12 protein-coding genes are annotated in these 15,169 nt (G+C 68.8%); 11 read left to right on the top strand and 1 reads right to left on the bottom strand.

Going from position 1 to position 15,169, the window contains the following annotated elements; translation table 11 throughout:
• The first annotated feature begins 19 nt into the window (after positions 1–19).
• From ATK74_RS08455 to ATK74_RS08420, 8 genes are all read left to right on the top strand, one after another.
• Complete coding sequence (locus tag ATK74_RS08455) at positions 20–1,321, top strand: family 4 glycosyl hydrolase (protein ID WP_098460613.1); 1,302 nt, start codon at positions 20–22, stop codon at positions 1,319–1,321.
• Positions 1,318–2,319, top strand: a complete 1,002-nt coding sequence (locus ATK74_RS08450) for a hypothetical protein (protein ID WP_098460612.1) — start codon at positions 1,318–1,320, stop codon at positions 2,317–2,319. The genes ATK74_RS08455 and ATK74_RS08450 overlap by 4 nt, the downstream gene beginning before the upstream one ends.
• Before the next feature lie 32 nt (positions 2,320–2,351).
• Complete coding sequence (locus tag ATK74_RS08445; protein ID WP_098460611.1) at positions 2,352–4,466, top strand: beta-glucosidase; 2,115 nt, start codon at positions 2,352–2,354, stop codon at positions 4,464–4,466.
• A 5-nt stretch (positions 4,467–4,471) separates the two neighbouring features.
• Positions 4,472–6,124, top strand: a complete 1,653-nt coding sequence (locus ATK74_RS08440; RefSeq protein WP_098460610.1) for an alpha-amylase family glycosyl hydrolase — start codon at positions 4,472–4,474, stop codon at positions 6,122–6,124.
• Entirely contained in the window at positions 6,105–7,313 is a 1,209-nt protein-coding gene (locus ATK74_RS08435; RefSeq protein WP_245840847.1) for a glycoside hydrolase family 1 protein, read from the top strand. Before ATK74_RS08440 ends, ATK74_RS08435 begins: the two co-directional genes overlap by 20 nt.
• 98 nt (positions 7,314–7,411) lie before the next feature.
• Positions 7,412–8,266, top strand: a complete 855-nt coding sequence (locus ATK74_RS08430; protein ID WP_098460609.1) for a nuclease-related domain-containing protein — start codon at positions 7,412–7,414, stop codon at positions 8,264–8,266.
• A 70-nt stretch (positions 8,267–8,336) separates the two neighbouring features.
• Complete coding sequence (locus ATK74_RS08425) at positions 8,337–9,473, top strand: Fic family protein (RefSeq protein WP_098460608.1); 1,137 nt, start codon at positions 8,337–8,339, stop codon at positions 9,471–9,473.
• Positions 9,474–9,626: 153 nt separating this feature from the next.
• Entirely contained in the window at positions 9,627–10,511 is an 885-nt protein-coding gene (locus tag ATK74_RS08420; RefSeq protein ID WP_098460607.1) for a VOC family protein, read from the top strand.
• 46 nt (positions 10,512–10,557) lie between these two features.
• On the opposite strand, the gene ATK74_RS08415 is transcribed toward ATK74_RS08420, so the two are convergent.
• Complete coding sequence (locus ATK74_RS08415; RefSeq protein ID WP_098460606.1) at positions 10,558–11,274, bottom strand: TetR/AcrR family transcriptional regulator; 717 nt, start codon at positions 11,272–11,274, stop codon at positions 10,558–10,560.
• A gap of 127 nt (positions 11,275–11,401) precedes the next feature.
• Between ATK74_RS08415 and ATK74_RS08410 the strand changes: the two genes are divergently transcribed.
• From ATK74_RS08410 to ATK74_RS08400, 3 genes are read left to right on the top strand one after another with little or no spacing between them, the layout of a single operon-like run.
• On the top strand, positions 11,402–12,775 hold the full coding sequence (locus tag ATK74_RS08410) for an FAD-dependent oxidoreductase (RefSeq protein WP_098460605.1): 1,374 nt from the start codon (positions 11,402–11,404) through the stop codon (positions 12,773–12,775).
• Positions 12,772–13,053, top strand: coding sequence for a ferredoxin family protein (locus tag ATK74_RS08405; RefSeq protein WP_098460604.1), 282 nt, complete (start codon positions 12,772–12,774; stop codon positions 13,051–13,053). Before ATK74_RS08410 ends, ATK74_RS08405 begins: the two co-directional genes overlap by 4 nt.
• 28 nt (positions 13,054–13,081) lie before the next feature.
• Positions 13,082–15,169 (top strand): oxidoreductase, encoded by a 2,088-nt coding sequence (locus ATK74_RS08400; protein ID WP_098460603.1) that lies wholly within the window; start codon positions 13,082–13,084, stop codon positions 15,167–15,169.

Raw genomic sequence — 15,169 nt, 5'->3', positions numbered from 1 at the left:
CCCATCACGAGAGGAAGAAATGGCATCTATCAAGCTGGTCTACATCGGCGGCGGCTCGTCCCGCGGCGCCGGCACCATGGCCTCGTTCCTGGAGCGCGGTGAACACTTCCGCGGCTCTGAGGTGGTGCTGGTCGATCTGGATCCTGAGCGGTTGGAGATCGTCAGACGGATGTCCCAGCGGATCGCCGACAACAAGGGCTTGGACATCACGATCACGGCCACCACTGATCGGCGGGCCGGGCTGACCGACGCCGATGCCGTCCTGACGAGCTTCCGTCCGGGCAACTTCGAGGCCCGCGCGCTGGACGAGCGGATCCCGCTCAAGCACGGCGTGATCGGCCAGGAGACCCAGGGACCCGGCGGCTTCTTCATGTCGCTGCGCTCGCTGAATCAGTTCACCGGCATCATCGAGGACATCAAGGCGGTCGCTCCGAAGGCGGTCATCTTCAACTACACCAATCCGGTGAACATCGTCTCCCAGGCGGTCAGCCGGTTCACCGACGTGCCGATCTACTCGATGTGCGAAGGCTTGATGTACTTCCCGAACACCACCCTTCGGGCAGCGCGGCTGGATCCGGCACGGGCCAAGATCACCATGGCCGGGGTGAACCACAACGGCTGGTCGTTCGAGCACCTGTACGACGGTGCCGACCTGATGCCGCTGCTGGATCAGGCCTGGGAAGAGCGTCGCAACGATCCGACGATGGACATCCTGGAGCGCCGGATGCTGGAGTTGGCTGTGACCATGCGGTCGGTCCCGGCTGACTACTTCCAGTACTACTACTACGGCCCGGAGATCCTGCGCGAACTCCAGGGAGCGCGGCTGACCCGGTCGGAGACGATCATGCAGGCGCTGCCGGATTACTGGCAGCACTACACCGAGCAGTCCTTCGCCGACGTCCCGGATCTGGATCCGAACCGCTCCCGCGGCGGCATCCATGAGCTCGAGCTGGCCCTGGACGTGATGGACGCCTACTACAACGACACCCCCGAGCGGCTGCCGGTGAACCTGCCGAACACCGGCGGGGTGCTGCCCGGCTTCGATGAGGACGTGGTGGTCGAGGTGTGGTGCCAGGTGGACGGGTCCGGGGTGCACCCCGAACCGCAGAAGCCGCTGCCGCACACCGTCCGCGGGATCACCCAGCAGCTGGCCGAGTACCAGTACCTGGCCGCCGAAGCGGCCTGGATCGGCACTCGCCGTGACGCGATCGCCGCGTTGGCTGCGAACCCGCTGGTGCCCGGCCTGCGGGTGGCCGAGGAGCTGTACGACGAGATGGCCGCCGCTCACGCCGCCTACCTGCCGGAGCGCCTGCTGCGATGAGCGGGCACTTCCTGGCCCTGGATGCGGGCAACTCCAAGACGGTGGCCGTGGTCACCGACGCCACGGGTGCGGTCCTTGGCCGCGCCCGTGGCGGGCGTGGCGACATGTACAACGCCACGTCCGTGGACGCCGCGTCCGAGGCTGTGCTCGGGACGGCTTCCCAGGCACTGGCCGACGCCGGAGTGGCCGCCGCCGCAGTCCGAGCAGCGGCCTTCCGGATCGCCGGCGTCGACTGGCCGGAGGACGAAGCCTGGTGGCGTGATCGGATCGCCGCCGGCCTTCCCGGCCTGCAGAGTGTCGACGTCGCCAACGACGGCGTCGCCTCGCTGCGACTGGGCTCGCTGGACGGGGTCGGCCTGGCCATCACCGTCGGCACCGGTCCGGCGATCGCCGCTCGGAACCGGGATGGTGATCAGGCGTGGTCGGGCTGGTGGGTGTTCGACAACCTCGGCGGCTGGGGGTTCGCGGAGACGGGCATCAACGCGGTCTGCCTGGCCTGGATGGGGCTGGGCGAGCCGACTGCGCTGACCGAGCCGCTGCTGGCGATGTTCGAGGTGCCCGACCCGTGGGAGCTACGACATTCGCTCACCCGCAGGTTCCGGACCCGGCCGACCGACGACGAGTTGCGGGCCACCCGGCTGGTCCTGCAGGTGGCCGCCACCGGTGACCCGGTGGCCCAGGGGCTGGTCCGTCGGCAGGCGGCGGCGTTCGTCCGCTACGGCGAGTGGGTGGCCGGTCAGGTCTCGGCCGTTCCAGGGCCGGACTTCCCGATCGTCCTGAACGGCTCGGTGATCACTTCCGAGCACTCGATCTTCCGCGATGAGCTGGTCGCCGCGCTGCAGCAGCGGTTCCCGGACGCCCCGGTGCGGGTCAGCACGGCCGCCCCGCTGGCCGGCTGCGTCCTCGATGCCCTCGCCTTGGGCGGAGTGCGGCTCACCGATGAGCTGCGTGAGCGCGTGGCCGCGCTTCCGTATCCGCCCGGCTTCCTGGGCACCTAGTCAGACGTAACTTTCGGACAAGGAGTACCTCTGTGACCACCGCAGACGTTGTGGTGTCCCAACTCAGCCTCGAGCAGCTGGCCGCCATGGTCAGTGGCGCCGACGACTGGCGCACTGTGGCCATCCCGGAGCTCGGCCTGGCCGCGGCCGAGGTCAGTGACGGCCCGCACGGGCTGCGCACCGAGACCGGCGTCGATCAGGTCTGGATCCCGTCCACGGCCTTCCCGACGGCGTCCGCGCTGGGCGCCACCTGGGACCGGGACCTGATCCGTCGGGTCGGCGTCGCCCTGGGTGAGGAGAGCCGGGCCATGGGCATCCAGCTGCTGCTCGGGCCGGGCATCAATCTGAAGCGAACGCCGCTGTGCGGGCGCAACTTCGAGTACTTCTCCGAGGATCCGGTGCTGACCGCCGAGTTGGCATCCGCCTACATCGACGGCCTGCAAAGCCAGGGCATCGGTGCCTGTCTGAAGCATTTCGCGGCCAACAACCAGGAGACCGAACGCACCGAGATCTCGGTCGAGGCGGACGAGCGGACCCTGCGTGAGCTCTACCTGGAGGCCTTCCGCCGGGTGATCGCGACCGCGGACCCGTGGGCCGTGATGTGCTCCTACAACCGGATCTGGGGGACCCACGCCTCGCAGCATCACTGGCTGCTCACCCAGGTGCTGCGCGACGAGTGGGGCTACGACGGGCTGCTGGTCTCGGACTGGGATGCCGTCCACGACCCGGTCGCCGCAGTGGCCGCCGGGATGGAACTGGAGATGCCGGGAACCGGCGGACGCAGTGCGGCCGCGATCGTGGCCGCGGTGAACGAGGGACGACTGGAGCGGGCCGTCCTGGAGCGCGCCGCCCGCCGGGTGGTGGCGTTCGCGCTGCGGGCGCTGCCGGACGGACGTCCGGCACCCAGCCCGGTCCGCGACCCGGGCATCGTCCCTGGTCAGCCGCTCAGCGCCGAGCAGCGGGCCGGGCTGGGTGAGGAAGCTCACCACCAGCTGGCCCGGGAGGCCGCCACGGCCGCCATGACCTTGCTCCGCAACCAGAACCGCGTGCTGCCGCTGGCCGCCGACAGCACGGCGAAGCTGGCCGTGATCGGCGGGTACGCCACGGTGCCGCGGATCCAGGGCGGCGGATCAGCCGGGCTGGAGCCGCTGCGGGTGGACCAGCCGCTGGCCGCCATTACCGCCATCGCCGGGGATCGGGTCAGCTACGCCCCGGGCTATCCGCTGGCCCGGACCGATTTCTACCGCGAGTTCGAGATCGAGGGGCCGGCCGATGCCGACGCGCTACGTGCCGAGGCGGTCGCCGTGGCTGAGGCCGTCGACGTCGTGGTGGCCTTCGTGGGCCTGCCGATCGCCGCCGAGGTCGAGGCCGCCGATCGGCACAGCCTGGAGCTGCCGGCCGACCAGGTGGAGCTGCTGAAGTCCCTAGTGGCAGTGGGCAAGCCGCTGGTGGTGGTGCTGGCCGCCGGCTCGGCGGTGACCATGGACGAGTGGCATGACGGCGCCCACGCGATCCTGCTCAGCTGGCTCGGCGGCCAGGGGGTGGGGACGGCCGTGGCCGAGGTGTTGTTCGGCCGCGCGGAGCCGTCCGGGCGGCTGGGGGAGAGCTACCCGATGCGGCTGGCCGACACCCCCGGCCACGACACCTTCCCCGGTGCTGATGGCGTGGTTCACTACGCCGAAGGCCCGTTCATCGGCTACCGCTGGTATGACGCGCAGCACCTCGACGTCCGCTACCCGTTCGGCCACGGGCTGTCCTACACCGACTTCGCCTACGGCGAGGCCGAGCTGGTCGCTGCCGATGGGGACGCCGTGGAGGTGGCGGTATCGGTGACCAACACCGGCCAGCGCCGGGGCAGCGAGATCGTCCAGCTCTATCTGGAGCCGCCGGCCGGAGGGCCGGCCCGTCCACCACGCGAGCTGCGGGGCTTCGAGAAGCTCACCCTGGAGCCCGGGCAGACCGCCACGGCGCGGTTCCGGCTCGGCGTGCGCGACTTCGCGTTCGCCGACACCGAGGCGCAGTGTTGGCGGCAGCTGCCGGGCCGCTACCAGGTCGTCATCGGATCCTCGTCGCGAACCCTGCACGCCCGGCTCGACGTGCAGCGCCAGGCCGCCAGCCTGCCGTTCGGCCCGAGTGCGGTCTCGTGAGCCCCGTGGCTTCACCGATCGTCCCGCTGGCCGACCGGTTGGACGAGCTGGTGCTCTATCAGGCCTACCCGCAGAGCTTTGCCGACGGCAATGGCGACGGGATCGGCGACCTGATCGGGCTGCGCGAGCGACTGGACTACCTGGCCTGGTTGGGGGTGGACGTTGTGTGGCTGAACCCATGCTTCGTCTCTCCGTTCCGGGACGCCGGCTACGACGTGGCCGACTACCTCACGATCGCCCCGCGCTACGGCAGCAACGCAGACCTGGCCGCGCTGTGTGAGGCCGCCGCCGAGCGGGGGATCGGGATCGTGCTGGATCTGGTCGCCGGGCACACCTCCGACGAGCACCCGTGGTTCCTGGCGGCCTCCACGCCAGGAGCCGAGCCGGCCGTCCGTGATCGGTACCTGTGGTCGCCAGAGCCTCGGCCCGGCTGGGTCGCGCGACCCGACGGCAGCGCCTACCTGCCCAACTTCCTGGACTTCCAGCCGGCGCTGAACTACGGCTACGCCCGACTCAACCCGGACGAGCCGTGGCGCCAACCGGTGGACGCGCCCGGTCCGCGGGCCAACCGGGAGGCGCTGACCCAGATCATGGCGCACTGGTTCGAGCTGGGCGTCGCCGGCTTCCGGGTGGACATGGCCGCATCCCTGGTCAAGGACGATCCCGAACTCGTCGAGACCCGTCGGCTGTGGACCGAGCTGCGCAGCTGGATCGACCAGCACTATCCGGGCCGGATCCTGATCGCCGAATGGGGAGATCCGGCCCTGTCGGTGCCGGCCGGCTTCCACGCCGACATGTTCGTCCACTTCGGTGGCAGCGACAACGGACTGCCGTTGCGATCGCTGTGGCAAAACGGCGGCGGCACGGTCAGCGACCACTGGCCTGCCCATCCGTCGTGGGCCGACGCGTCCGGCCAGGGCAGCCTGAAGACCTTCGCGGCGGCCTGGCTGCAGGCCGTTCGGGCGATCACGGCGGCCGACCCGAAGGCTGGCTACGGCCGATCCGGGGTGATCGGCCTGCCCACCGGAAACCACGACTTCAGCCGGCTGGTCGCCGGCAGCCGGGACGCCCGGCAGGCCGCGGTCGCGCTGGCCCTGGTGTTCACCTGGCCGACCATGCCCTGCCTCTACTACGGCGATGAACTGGGCATGCGGTACCTGCCCGGGCTCGAACCTTTCGAGGGCTCCCGGTTGGAGCCGCGGTTCGAGCGGGCCGGCTCCCGGACCCCGATGGCGTGGGGCGACCTGGCCCGGACGCCGTTCGCGCCGACCACCACCGACAGCCACTACCTGCCGGCCGACTGCACGCCCGGAGCACCGAACCTGGCCGACCAGTTCGACGACCCGGACTCGCTGCTGCACCTGACCCGGGAGCTGATCTCGCTGCGGCACCGGGACCCTCGGCTGGCCGCCGGAGCGCCGCTGTGGCTGCTCGCCGACGGCTATCCGGCCGGCTACCTGCGCGGCGAGGACGAGTCGCTGCTGGTCGTGCTGAACCCGTCCGAGCGTCCGGCCAGCTGGCCGTGGGCGCTGGCGGAGCAGTCCCGAATCCTGCTCGGGCAAGGAGCGATGCTGGGCCACGAGCGGGTGGAGCTGGAGCCCTTCAGCTTCGCGGTGATCGACCTGGGAGGAGCCGAGGGTGAGCGCGACAATCAGTGAGCGCGGCCCGGTGGTGGCAGCGCCGTCCGGCTTTCTGTGGGGTGCTGCGACAGCTGCCCACCAGACCGAGGGCGGCAACGTCAACACAGGCCACTGGGTGGCCGAGTACGCACCGGGCACCGCGGTGCCCGAGCCGTCCGGGGATGCCTGCGACTCGTTCCACCGCTACGGCCAGGACATCGCCCTGCTCGCCGAGTCCGGGCTGGGCTGCTACCGGTTCTCGATCGAGTGGGCCCGGATCGAGCCGGAGCCCGGGGTCATTTCGCGGGCCGCGCTGGCGCACTACCGGGCCATGATCGACGCCTGCCTGCCCGCCGGGGTGCAGCCGATCGTCACCCTGCACCACTTCACCTTTCCGCGGTGGTGGCAGCAGCGCGGCGGCTGGCAGGCGCCGGACGCCGTGGACCGGTTCACCCGCTATGTGGAGGCTGCGGTCGGCATCCTGGCCGACGTGGCCTGGGTGATCACCATCAACGAGCCGAACATGCTGGTGATCCAGCTCGGCGCGATCACCGACACCACTTTGGGCATGAACGCGGTCGGCGTGGACGAACAGCGCGCCCAGGCGATCGCCGCCGCGCATCATGCGGCGGTCGACGTGGTCCGCGCGTCCACCCGGGCCCGGGTCGGCTGGAGCGTGGCCAACCAGGCCTTTCAGGCCGTCCCCGGCTGGGAGGCGCAGCGCGACGCCTGGCGGTACTGGCGCGAGGACTTCTTCCTGGAGCAGGCCCGCGGCGACGACTTCATCGGCGTCCAGGCCTATCTGCGCACCCTCATAGGGCCCACCGAGGACTCACTCGGCTACGGCCCGCAGTCGTGGCCGGACGGCACCCGGTTCACCTTGACCGGCTGGGAGTACTACCCGGCCGCGCTGGGTGATGCCGTCCGGCACACTCATCGACTGACCGGGCTGCCGATCCTGGTCACCGAGAACGGCATCGCCACCGCGGACGATGCCGAGCGGATCGAGTACACCCGGGCCGCGTTGGCCGGACTGGCGGCAGCAATGGCCGACGGCGCGGACGTCCGTGGCTATCTGCACTGGTCGCTGCTGGACAACTACGAGTGGGGCTCGTTCGCGCCAACCTTCGGCCTGGTCGCGGTCGACCGGGACAGCTTCGTCCGGACCGCCAAGCCGAGCCTGTTCTGGCTCGGCGACCTGGCCCGCCGCGGCGTCCTGCCGGTCTGAAGGCGGCGATTTCCGCTCGCTGCCTGCGGCGGGACGCAGGCGCACTGTTCAATGGCCGGGTGACCGATGCTACGGCGACACCCCCTGCCGTCAAACGGATGAAGTTGCGCTACGCCGGGACCTGTTCTCGGTGTGGTGCCGAACTCGCCGCGGGCGAGCTGGCCGACTACGACCGGACGAGCAGGTCCGTGGCCTGCGTGAGTTGCGGTCCGCGGCGCGGGCTGGACGGGCCGGCCGAGGCCAGCGAACCCCCTCGGCGTGCCATGGCCGCAGAGTCGGCTCCGCTGCTCGAGGCGGTCGACGGCACGGCCGGTGGTTCGGCCAAACAGGAGTACGAGCGGCGCCACGATGCGCGCCAAGAGCGGGTTCAGGCCGCCCATCCCCGGATCGGGAAGTTCCTGCTGGCGGTGTTCGACGACCCGCAGACGACGACGGCCTGGGCCAGTGGAGCCATGGGGGAGGAGCGGCTCGGCGACATGCTGGCTGAGGTCGCCGGACCGAGTCTTCGCGTGCTGCACGATCGCCAGGTGCCCGGGACGAAGGCGAACATCGATCACCTGGTCGTCTGCCCGTCCGGAGTGTTCGTGGTGGACGCCAAGCGCTACCGCGGTCAGCGCCCGGAACTGCGCATCGAGGGCGGGATCATTCGTCCGCGGGAGGAGCTACTCATCATCGGCGGACGCAACCGCACTCCGCTGGTCGACGGCATGCACAAGCAGGTGGGGCTGGTTCGTCAGGTGCTGGCCGACGAGCCGGAGGTCCCGGTGCGCGGCGTGTTGTGCTTCGTGGAGGCCGACTGGCCACTGATCGGCGGGGCGTTCACTGTGCAGGGCGTCAACGTGCTCTGGATGAAGAAGCTGAAGGCGCTGCTGGCCGAGCCCGGTCCGCTCGGGCCCGACGAGATCGCCGAGCTCCAATGGCGGCTCCACGAGGCGTTACCGCGAAAGGTCTAGCCCTCGATCATTTCGTGCCGCATCTCCTGCACGTAATGATGTATAGTAAACATCATTGAGGAGGTATGAAATGCTCTATCGATCAGCGAAACTCGATGAGCGTGAGCTTGCTGTGCTTGCCGAGATCGAGGATCTTCGGGTTCGGCTGCGCTTCGTTCTCAATGAGCCGCATCGCTGGACCGGTTCACTTCGACGCCTCTCCTTTGCCCGCAACATTCAGGGTTCGAACAGCATCGAAGGCTACGACGCACGACTGGACGACGTCGCCGCGGTCGCGCTCGGAGAGGAGCCGTTGGACTCCAGCACCGAGACGCGAATGGCGCTTGAGGGCTATCGAAACGCGATGACCTATGTGCTGCAGCGCGCTGACGACCAGGACTTCGAGTGCAGCGTGAGCCTGCTCAAGAGCCTGCATTTCATGATGACCGGGTATTCGCTGCTCAACCGTCCCGGCCGTTGGAGAGCCGGCTCCATCTACGTGCAGCGCGAGCAGACTCAGGAGATCATGCATGAGGGTGCCGATGTCGACCACGTTCCCGGACTCATGGCAGAGCTTGCCGCGTATGTGAACGACTGCGCTGATGACGAGTTGCTGGTGAAGGCGGCTATGGCTCACCTGAACCTAGTGATGATCCACCCCTTCCGGGACGGGAACGGGAGGATGGCGCGCTGTCTGCAGAGCCTTGTGCTGGCTCGCAACGGCATCTTGTCCCCGGTGTTCATGAGCATCGAGGAGTACTTGGGTCGCAACAGTCAGGCTTACTACGACGTCCTGGCTCAGGTCGGAGGCGGTCACTGGGCTCCGGAGCGGAGCACCACGGCGTGGGTGCGCTTCACGCTGACCGCGCATCTGCGGCAGGCGTCCACTCTGCGTCGCCGGGTCGACGATGCAGAGCGTATGTGGATGGGTATCGAGCGGCTGGTCGGCGCCCGGGAGGAGCGGCAACTGGCTGCGCTCAACGATGCCGCCATGGGGCTGCGACTGCGTCGCGCCACCTATCTGAAGATCGCTGCCGAGTCGGGTAGCACGATCACCGAGCAGACTGCCGGACGAGATCTCAAGGCGCTGGTCGACGCCGGCTATCTGGAGCCGCACGGCGAGAAGAGGGGGCGCTTCTACGTGGCAACGCCGACTCTTCGAGAGGTCTGGCTCGGAGTCCGGGGGAGCCGGGCTGTTCGCGACGACGCCGACCCGTTTGCCGGGTGAGCCGAGAGCCTTCAGGAACTGGGTGGCTCTGGCACGAGGTGATGCCGAGAACTGCCGACCCCGCATAGTCGGTGGCGCGAACCCATTGACGGGGCGGCTCGCGCGGGCGAGATTGGCTGTGACGACGCAGTCACACCTGGGAGGACCCCGGCCATGCAGAAGATCGTCCCGAACCTCTGGTTCGACCACACCGCCGAGGAGGCGGCCACGTTCTACGCATCGGTCTTCCCGAATGCGCGGATCATCGACATCCACCGCTACCCCGACGAGGGCTTACCCGACTTCCAGAAGGAGTTCGCCGGTCAGCCGGTCACTGTCGAGTTCGAGTTGGGCGGCTACCGGTTGGTCGGCATCAACGCCGGGCCGGAGTTTCGTCCGAACCCGTCGGTGTCGTTCTTCGTGAACTTCGACCCGTCGGTCGACGACCAGGCCCGCGAGCATCTGGACGATCTGTGGACCGCCCTGGCCGCGGAGGGCAGCGTGCTGATGCCGCTGCAGGAGTATCCCTACAGCCGCCGCTACGGCTGGGTCGAGGACAAGTGGGGAGTCAGCTGGCAGCTGATGTTGACCAACCCCGAGGGCGAGCCGCGGCCGTTCATCGTCCCGTCGATCATGTTCGGCAGCACCGTCCAGGGACGGGCCAAGGAGGCCATCGACTTCTACCTGGGGTTGTTCGGTGGACGTCCGGGCACTATCGCGACCTACCCGGCCGAGGCCGGCCCGGTCGCCGGCCAGGTGATGTTCGCCGACTTCCAGCTGGTGGGCGAGTGGCTGGCCGCAATGGACGCCGCCGACCAGGACTTCACCTTCACCCCCGGAGTCTCGCTGCTGGTCTACTGCCACGGGCAGGAAGAGCTGGATCGCTGGTGGGGCGAGCTCAGTGCCGTCCCCGAGGCCGAGCAATGCGGCTGGTGTCAGGACAAGTTCGGCCTGAGCTGGCAGCTGGTTCCCGACAACCTGGACGAGCTGATGGCCGGCCCGGACGCCTACGCCACGCTGATGAGCATGGGCAAGATCGACATCGCCGCCTTCGGCTGAGTCCTCGCCGCACGCCTGGCCGACCGGTCGGCCGACGGCGTCCTGGCTAGTCCTGGGCCGGTCGGGGCTGCCAGTCCGGATCCGGATGCCCGCGCAGCGGACCGACCTTGGTCAGCAGCAGCAGCTGCTCGTCGACCAGGTTTCGGGTGTAGTCGCGGATTCCGGCGCGCACTTTCTCGGTCAGATGAGGGGCGGCGAAGACGTGCATCCGCACCGCGCCCTCGATCACATCCAGCAGTGGGGTCACCTTCGTCCACGGCGGGAGTTCGCCGCGCTCGATCGCGGCCCGGACGTGGGCACGCATCGGAATCACGGTGCGCTGGGACATTCCCTCGGTGATCTGCGGGAACGGGTCGACTCCGGCTGAGGCGTCGATGATCGCCCGCTGCAGGGCCAGCGAATGCTCACCCAAGTACAGATCGGCCATCCGGTTGGCCTCGGCGAGCAGCAGCTCGCGGATGCCGCTGAACTCGCCGGTGAGCTCGGGGATGTAGGCCTCGAAGGCGGCGATGAGGATGTCGGTCTGGCTGCTGAATCGGGAGTAGAGCAGGGCCTTGCCGACTCCGGCTTCCTTGGCGATGGCCGACATTGTGGTGCCACGCCAGCCCTCGCGACCGTAGAGGTCGATGCCGGCGCGGAGGATCCGGCCTTCGGCGGTCTCGTCCAGGGGACGGCCGACTCGGCGCGGTGAGTGCGGAGAGCTGAAGCCGCCAGCGTCTGCAGGCAGTCCGGGCAAGGTGGGGTCCCCTTTCGGCGCACTCATCGACGCGCCACTGATCGAACGGTAGCGCGTTTCGGTTATGGACTGCTAGTGTCTGAAATAACTTCAGACGGCAACAGTCTGAAAAGTACGTACAGGCTTCGGCCTTCCCAATGAGGTGGAGGAGTGCATGGCTGAGGACGCGTTCGACGCGATCATCGTGGGGGCCGGGCCCGCCGGTAGCACCGCCGCCACGGTGCTCGCCCGGGCTGGTCTCGACGTGGTCCTGATCGACCGTGGCGTGAGTGCCGGCAGCAAGAACCTGTCCGGCGGTCGGCTGTACACCCACGCCCTCGGCAAGGTCTTCCCTGACTTCGCCACCGAGGCTCCACTCGAGCGCCTGATCACCAAGGAGCGCATCTCTCTGCTGACTCAGGAGAGTGCCTCCACCGTCGAGTTCGGCAGCGGAAAGCTCGGCGGAAAGTCCGCGTCCTACTCGGTGCTGCGAGCGCCGTTCGATCAGTGGCTCGCCGACCAGGCAGAGGCGGCCGGGGCGAGCGTGATCACCGGAATCCGAGTGGACGACCTGCTGCTGCGTGACGGTCGAGTGGCAGGTGTCGTCGCCGGCGAGGAGGAGATGAGCGCCAAGATTGTCCTCCTCGCCGACGGCGCGATCTCGTTGCTGGCCCGCCGGGCCGGACTGATCGGCGAACCGAACCCGCATCACTACGCGGTCGGCGCCAAGGAAGTGATCCAGCTCGGCGAGGACGTGGTCAGCCAGCGGTTCGGGCTGGCCGCCGGTGAGGGCTGCGCCTGGGTCTTCGACGGTGACTGCACCGACGGGCACATCGGTGGCGGTTTCCTCTACACCAACCGCGACACCGTCTCGCTCGGCATCGTCACCACCATCGGCGACCTGGGCTACAGCGACGTCCGGGTGCCGGAGATGGTCGAGCGGCTGAAGCGCCATCCGGTGGTGGCCCCGCTGATCGCCGGCGGCACCCTGGTCGAGTACGGCGGTCACCTGGCCCTCGAAGGCGGCTACGACGCCGTCCCGCAGCTCGTCCACGAGGGCGCCCTGCTCTTGGGGGACGCCGCGGGGCTGGGCCTGAACACCGGCTACACGATCCGCGGCATGGACCTGGCCATCGAGTCGGGCCGGATCGCCGCCGAGACCGTGATCGCCGCACACGGACGCAACGACTTCTCGGCCGCCTCGCTGGCCGAGTACGCCGACCGCCTCAAGGAGAGCTTTGTGCTCACCGACTTGGCCTTCTATCGCCGGTTCCCGAAGTTTTTGGAGGACACCCGCGGGATGTTCACCGATTACCCGAAGCTGGCCGAAGACGCCATGCTGTCTTTGTTCTCCGTGGACGGCAGCAAGCCCGAACCGATCACTCGCTCACTGCGCACCGCAGCGCGACCGATCGGTTTCGGACGCCTCGTCCGGGACCTGTGGCGCGGCCTTGGCGCAATCAATGGACGGGCCTCTGTCGCCGGGGCCCTGGGCGGTGCCGCGATCCGCGTCCGCGGCACCGCCAACCGCAAAGGGGGAACTCGATGAGCCTGGAGTCCAAGCTCGCCGTCGATCGCTTCGCCGTGGACGAGGAGTCGGCCCACATCACGCTGGCCGACACCTCCGGCGTCCCGCGCAAGACCCTCGAACTGCTGGTCCGGGGCTGCCCGGCCGGGCTGTACCGGCTCAATGACGACGGCAGCCTCGACTTCGACTACGCCGGCTGCTTCGAGTGCGGCACCTGTTACGTCCTGGCCCACGGAACCGCGCTGGCCTCCTGGTACTTCCCGCGCGGCGAGATGGGCATCGAATACCGCCGCGGATAGCGGCTCAACGGCAAGAAGGAAGCACCTGATGGGTATGAAGTTCCCGCTCCTGTCCTCACCGCTGCAGGTGGGGGGAGTGGTCCTGCGCAACCGGATGATGACGACGTCGATGTCGCCGGGAGCGGGCTACACCGACCAGAACTCCCGGCCGACGCAGCGGTTCCTGAACTACCTGGAGCAGCGCGCCGCCGGGCAGACCGCCCTGATCACTCAGACCCTCAGCCCGCACGAGCGCTCGGCTGAGCACCCCGGGCTCTCTCCGATGCCCGGCTGCTACGACGACAGCTGCCTGCCGCACCTGCGCCAGATGGCCGAGGTGGTGCATCGGCACGGCGGCCTGCTGGTCGGCCAGCCCTACTTCGTCCACGACTGGAAGACCAAGGCCGACGAGGACGAGGTGGCCTGGGGCCCGTCCGACATCACCATCTTGAAGTTCATGGGCCCGTTCCGCCGGATGGAGGCCCAGCACATCGCGTTGTTCAAGCAGCAGTTCCTCAACTGCGTCCGGGTGATGAAGGACGCCGGCTGGGACGGCGTCGAGGTGATGGCCGGCGTCGGCGGGATCCTCAACCGCTTCCTGTCCCCGGCTACCAACGATCGCACCGATGAGTACGGCGGCAGCCTGGAGAACCGGGTCCGGCTCACCGTCGAGGTGATCTCCGAGATCCGGGCCATGGTCGGCCCCGACTTCCCGATCATCGTCCGCTGGTCGCCGGTGGAGTACGTGAAGAGCGAGAACGGCGCCGGGCACACCATCGAGGACGCCCTGAAGGTGGTTCCGTTCCTGGAAGCCGCCGGCATGGACCTGCACAACCTGGCCGTCGGCTGGCACGAGTCGAGCGTTCCGCTGACCACCAAGGAGATCCCGGACGGCCACTGGTCGTGGATCTCCCAGCAGATCAAGACCGTGGCCACCAAGCCGGTGGTCACCGCCTACCGGGAGACCGATCCGGTGGTGATGGAGCGGATCCTGCGCGAGGGCAAGGCCGACCTGATCGGCGGCCTGCGCTACTCGATCGCCGACCCGGACTTCCCGCGCAAGGTGGTCGAGGATCGACCCGAAGAGCTGCGGATGTGCATCTGCTGCAACCGCTGTATCGATGACGTTGTTGGCCGTGAGCTTCCGTTGACCAAGTGTGCGGCCAATCCGCGGCTGGGCGCGGAGCTGGACACCCTCACCCTGCCCCCCGCCACGGCACCCAAGAAGGTGATGGTGGCCGGCTCCGGCCCGGCCGGCATTTCGGCAGCAATGACCGCTGCCGATCGGGGCCACACCGTGACCATCTACGAGGCCGGCCCGCGGGTCGGTGGCTCGGTGAAGATGAGCTCGATCTTCAGCCCGCTGCATGAGCGACTGCTGCGCTCCTTCCGGGTCCAGCTGCGGCTGCACCCGCAGGTGAAGGTGGTGCTGAACACTCCGGTCACCCCCGAGTTGGTGCGCCAGGTGCGTCCGGACGCCGTGGTGGTGGCGATCGGCGGCGAGCCGAAGGGGATCGACGTCCCCGGCGCCGACGGGACGAATGTGGTCACCTCCCACGACTTCCTGGAGATGCTGAACGGGCACCCGCCGAAGAAGCCCGGACTGATCAACAAGATCATGTGGAACTGCGGCGCGGTGTTCCTGCGGCTGTACTACACCCCCGGCTTCGCCCGGGTGATGAGCAAGCGCAGCCCGTGGCCGCTGGGCAATCCGCTGGCCATCGTCGGCGGCGGACTCCCGGGCTGTGAGCTGGGCCATCTGGCCATGGAGAGCGGCCGCAAGACCACGATCATCGAGGCCGGACCCAAGATCGGCCACGACGTCGGCGGCAGCGACCGGTTCCATGTGGTGGGCGCCTTCCGCAAGGCCGAGAACGTCACCACGCTGACCAGCTCGGAGATCACCAAGATCACTCCGCGCACGGTCGAGGTCGTCCAGCGCGGGCCCTCCGGCGACCAGCCGGTCAGCGTCCCGGCCAAGACCGTGGCGGTCACCCTCGGCTTCCAGGCCAACCGCTCACTGTTCGAAGCCCTGCAGGCCACCGGTGTCGAGGTGTACGAGGCCGGCGATTGCGCCGACCCCGGACGGATCGCGGACGCCACCAAGGCCGGCTACCAGGCCGCCTGCCGGATCTGA

It is taken from the genome of Propionicimonas paludicola (assembly GCF_002563675.1).
GTDB lineage: Bacteria > Actinomycetota > Actinomycetes > Propionibacteriales > Propionibacteriaceae > Propionicimonas > Propionicimonas paludicola.
Note: the sequence above shows the minus strand (reverse complement) of the source record. Positions and strands in the feature narration are given on the sequence as shown.

What these genes read in the sequence shown, in the direction of transcription:
- ATK74_RS08455 (WP_098460613.1), top strand. Translation starts at nt 20, where the DNA reads ATGGCATCTATCAAGCTGGTCTACATCGGCGGCGGCTCGTCCCGCGGC.
- ATK74_RS08450 (WP_098460612.1), top strand. Translation starts at nt 1,318, where the DNA reads ATGAGCGGGCACTTCCTGGCCCTGGATGCGGGCAACTCCAAGACGGTG.
- ATK74_RS08430 (WP_098460609.1), top strand. Translation starts at nt 7,412, where the DNA reads ATGAAGTTGCGCTACGCCGGGACCTGTTCTCGGTGTGGTGCCGAACTC.
- ATK74_RS08425 (WP_098460608.1), top strand. Translation starts at nt 8,337, where the DNA reads ATGCTCTATCGATCAGCGAAACTCGATGAGCGTGAGCTTGCTGTGCTT.
- ATK74_RS08420 (WP_098460607.1), top strand. Translation starts at nt 9,627, where the DNA reads ATGCAGAAGATCGTCCCGAACCTCTGGTTCGACCACACCGCCGAGGAG.
- ATK74_RS08415 (WP_098460606.1), bottom strand. Translation starts at nt 11,274, where the DNA reads ATGAGTGCGCCGAAAGGGGACCCCACCTTGCCCGGACTGCCTGCAGAC.
- ATK74_RS08410 (WP_098460605.1), top strand. Translation starts at nt 11,402, where the DNA reads ATGGCTGAGGACGCGTTCGACGCGATCATCGTGGGGGCCGGGCCCGCC.
- ATK74_RS08405 (WP_098460604.1), top strand. Translation starts at nt 12,772, where the DNA reads ATGAGCCTGGAGTCCAAGCTCGCCGTCGATCGCTTCGCCGTGGACGAG.
- ATK74_RS08400 (WP_098460603.1), top strand. Translation starts at nt 13,082, where the DNA reads ATGGGTATGAAGTTCCCGCTCCTGTCCTCACCGCTGCAGGTGGGGGGA.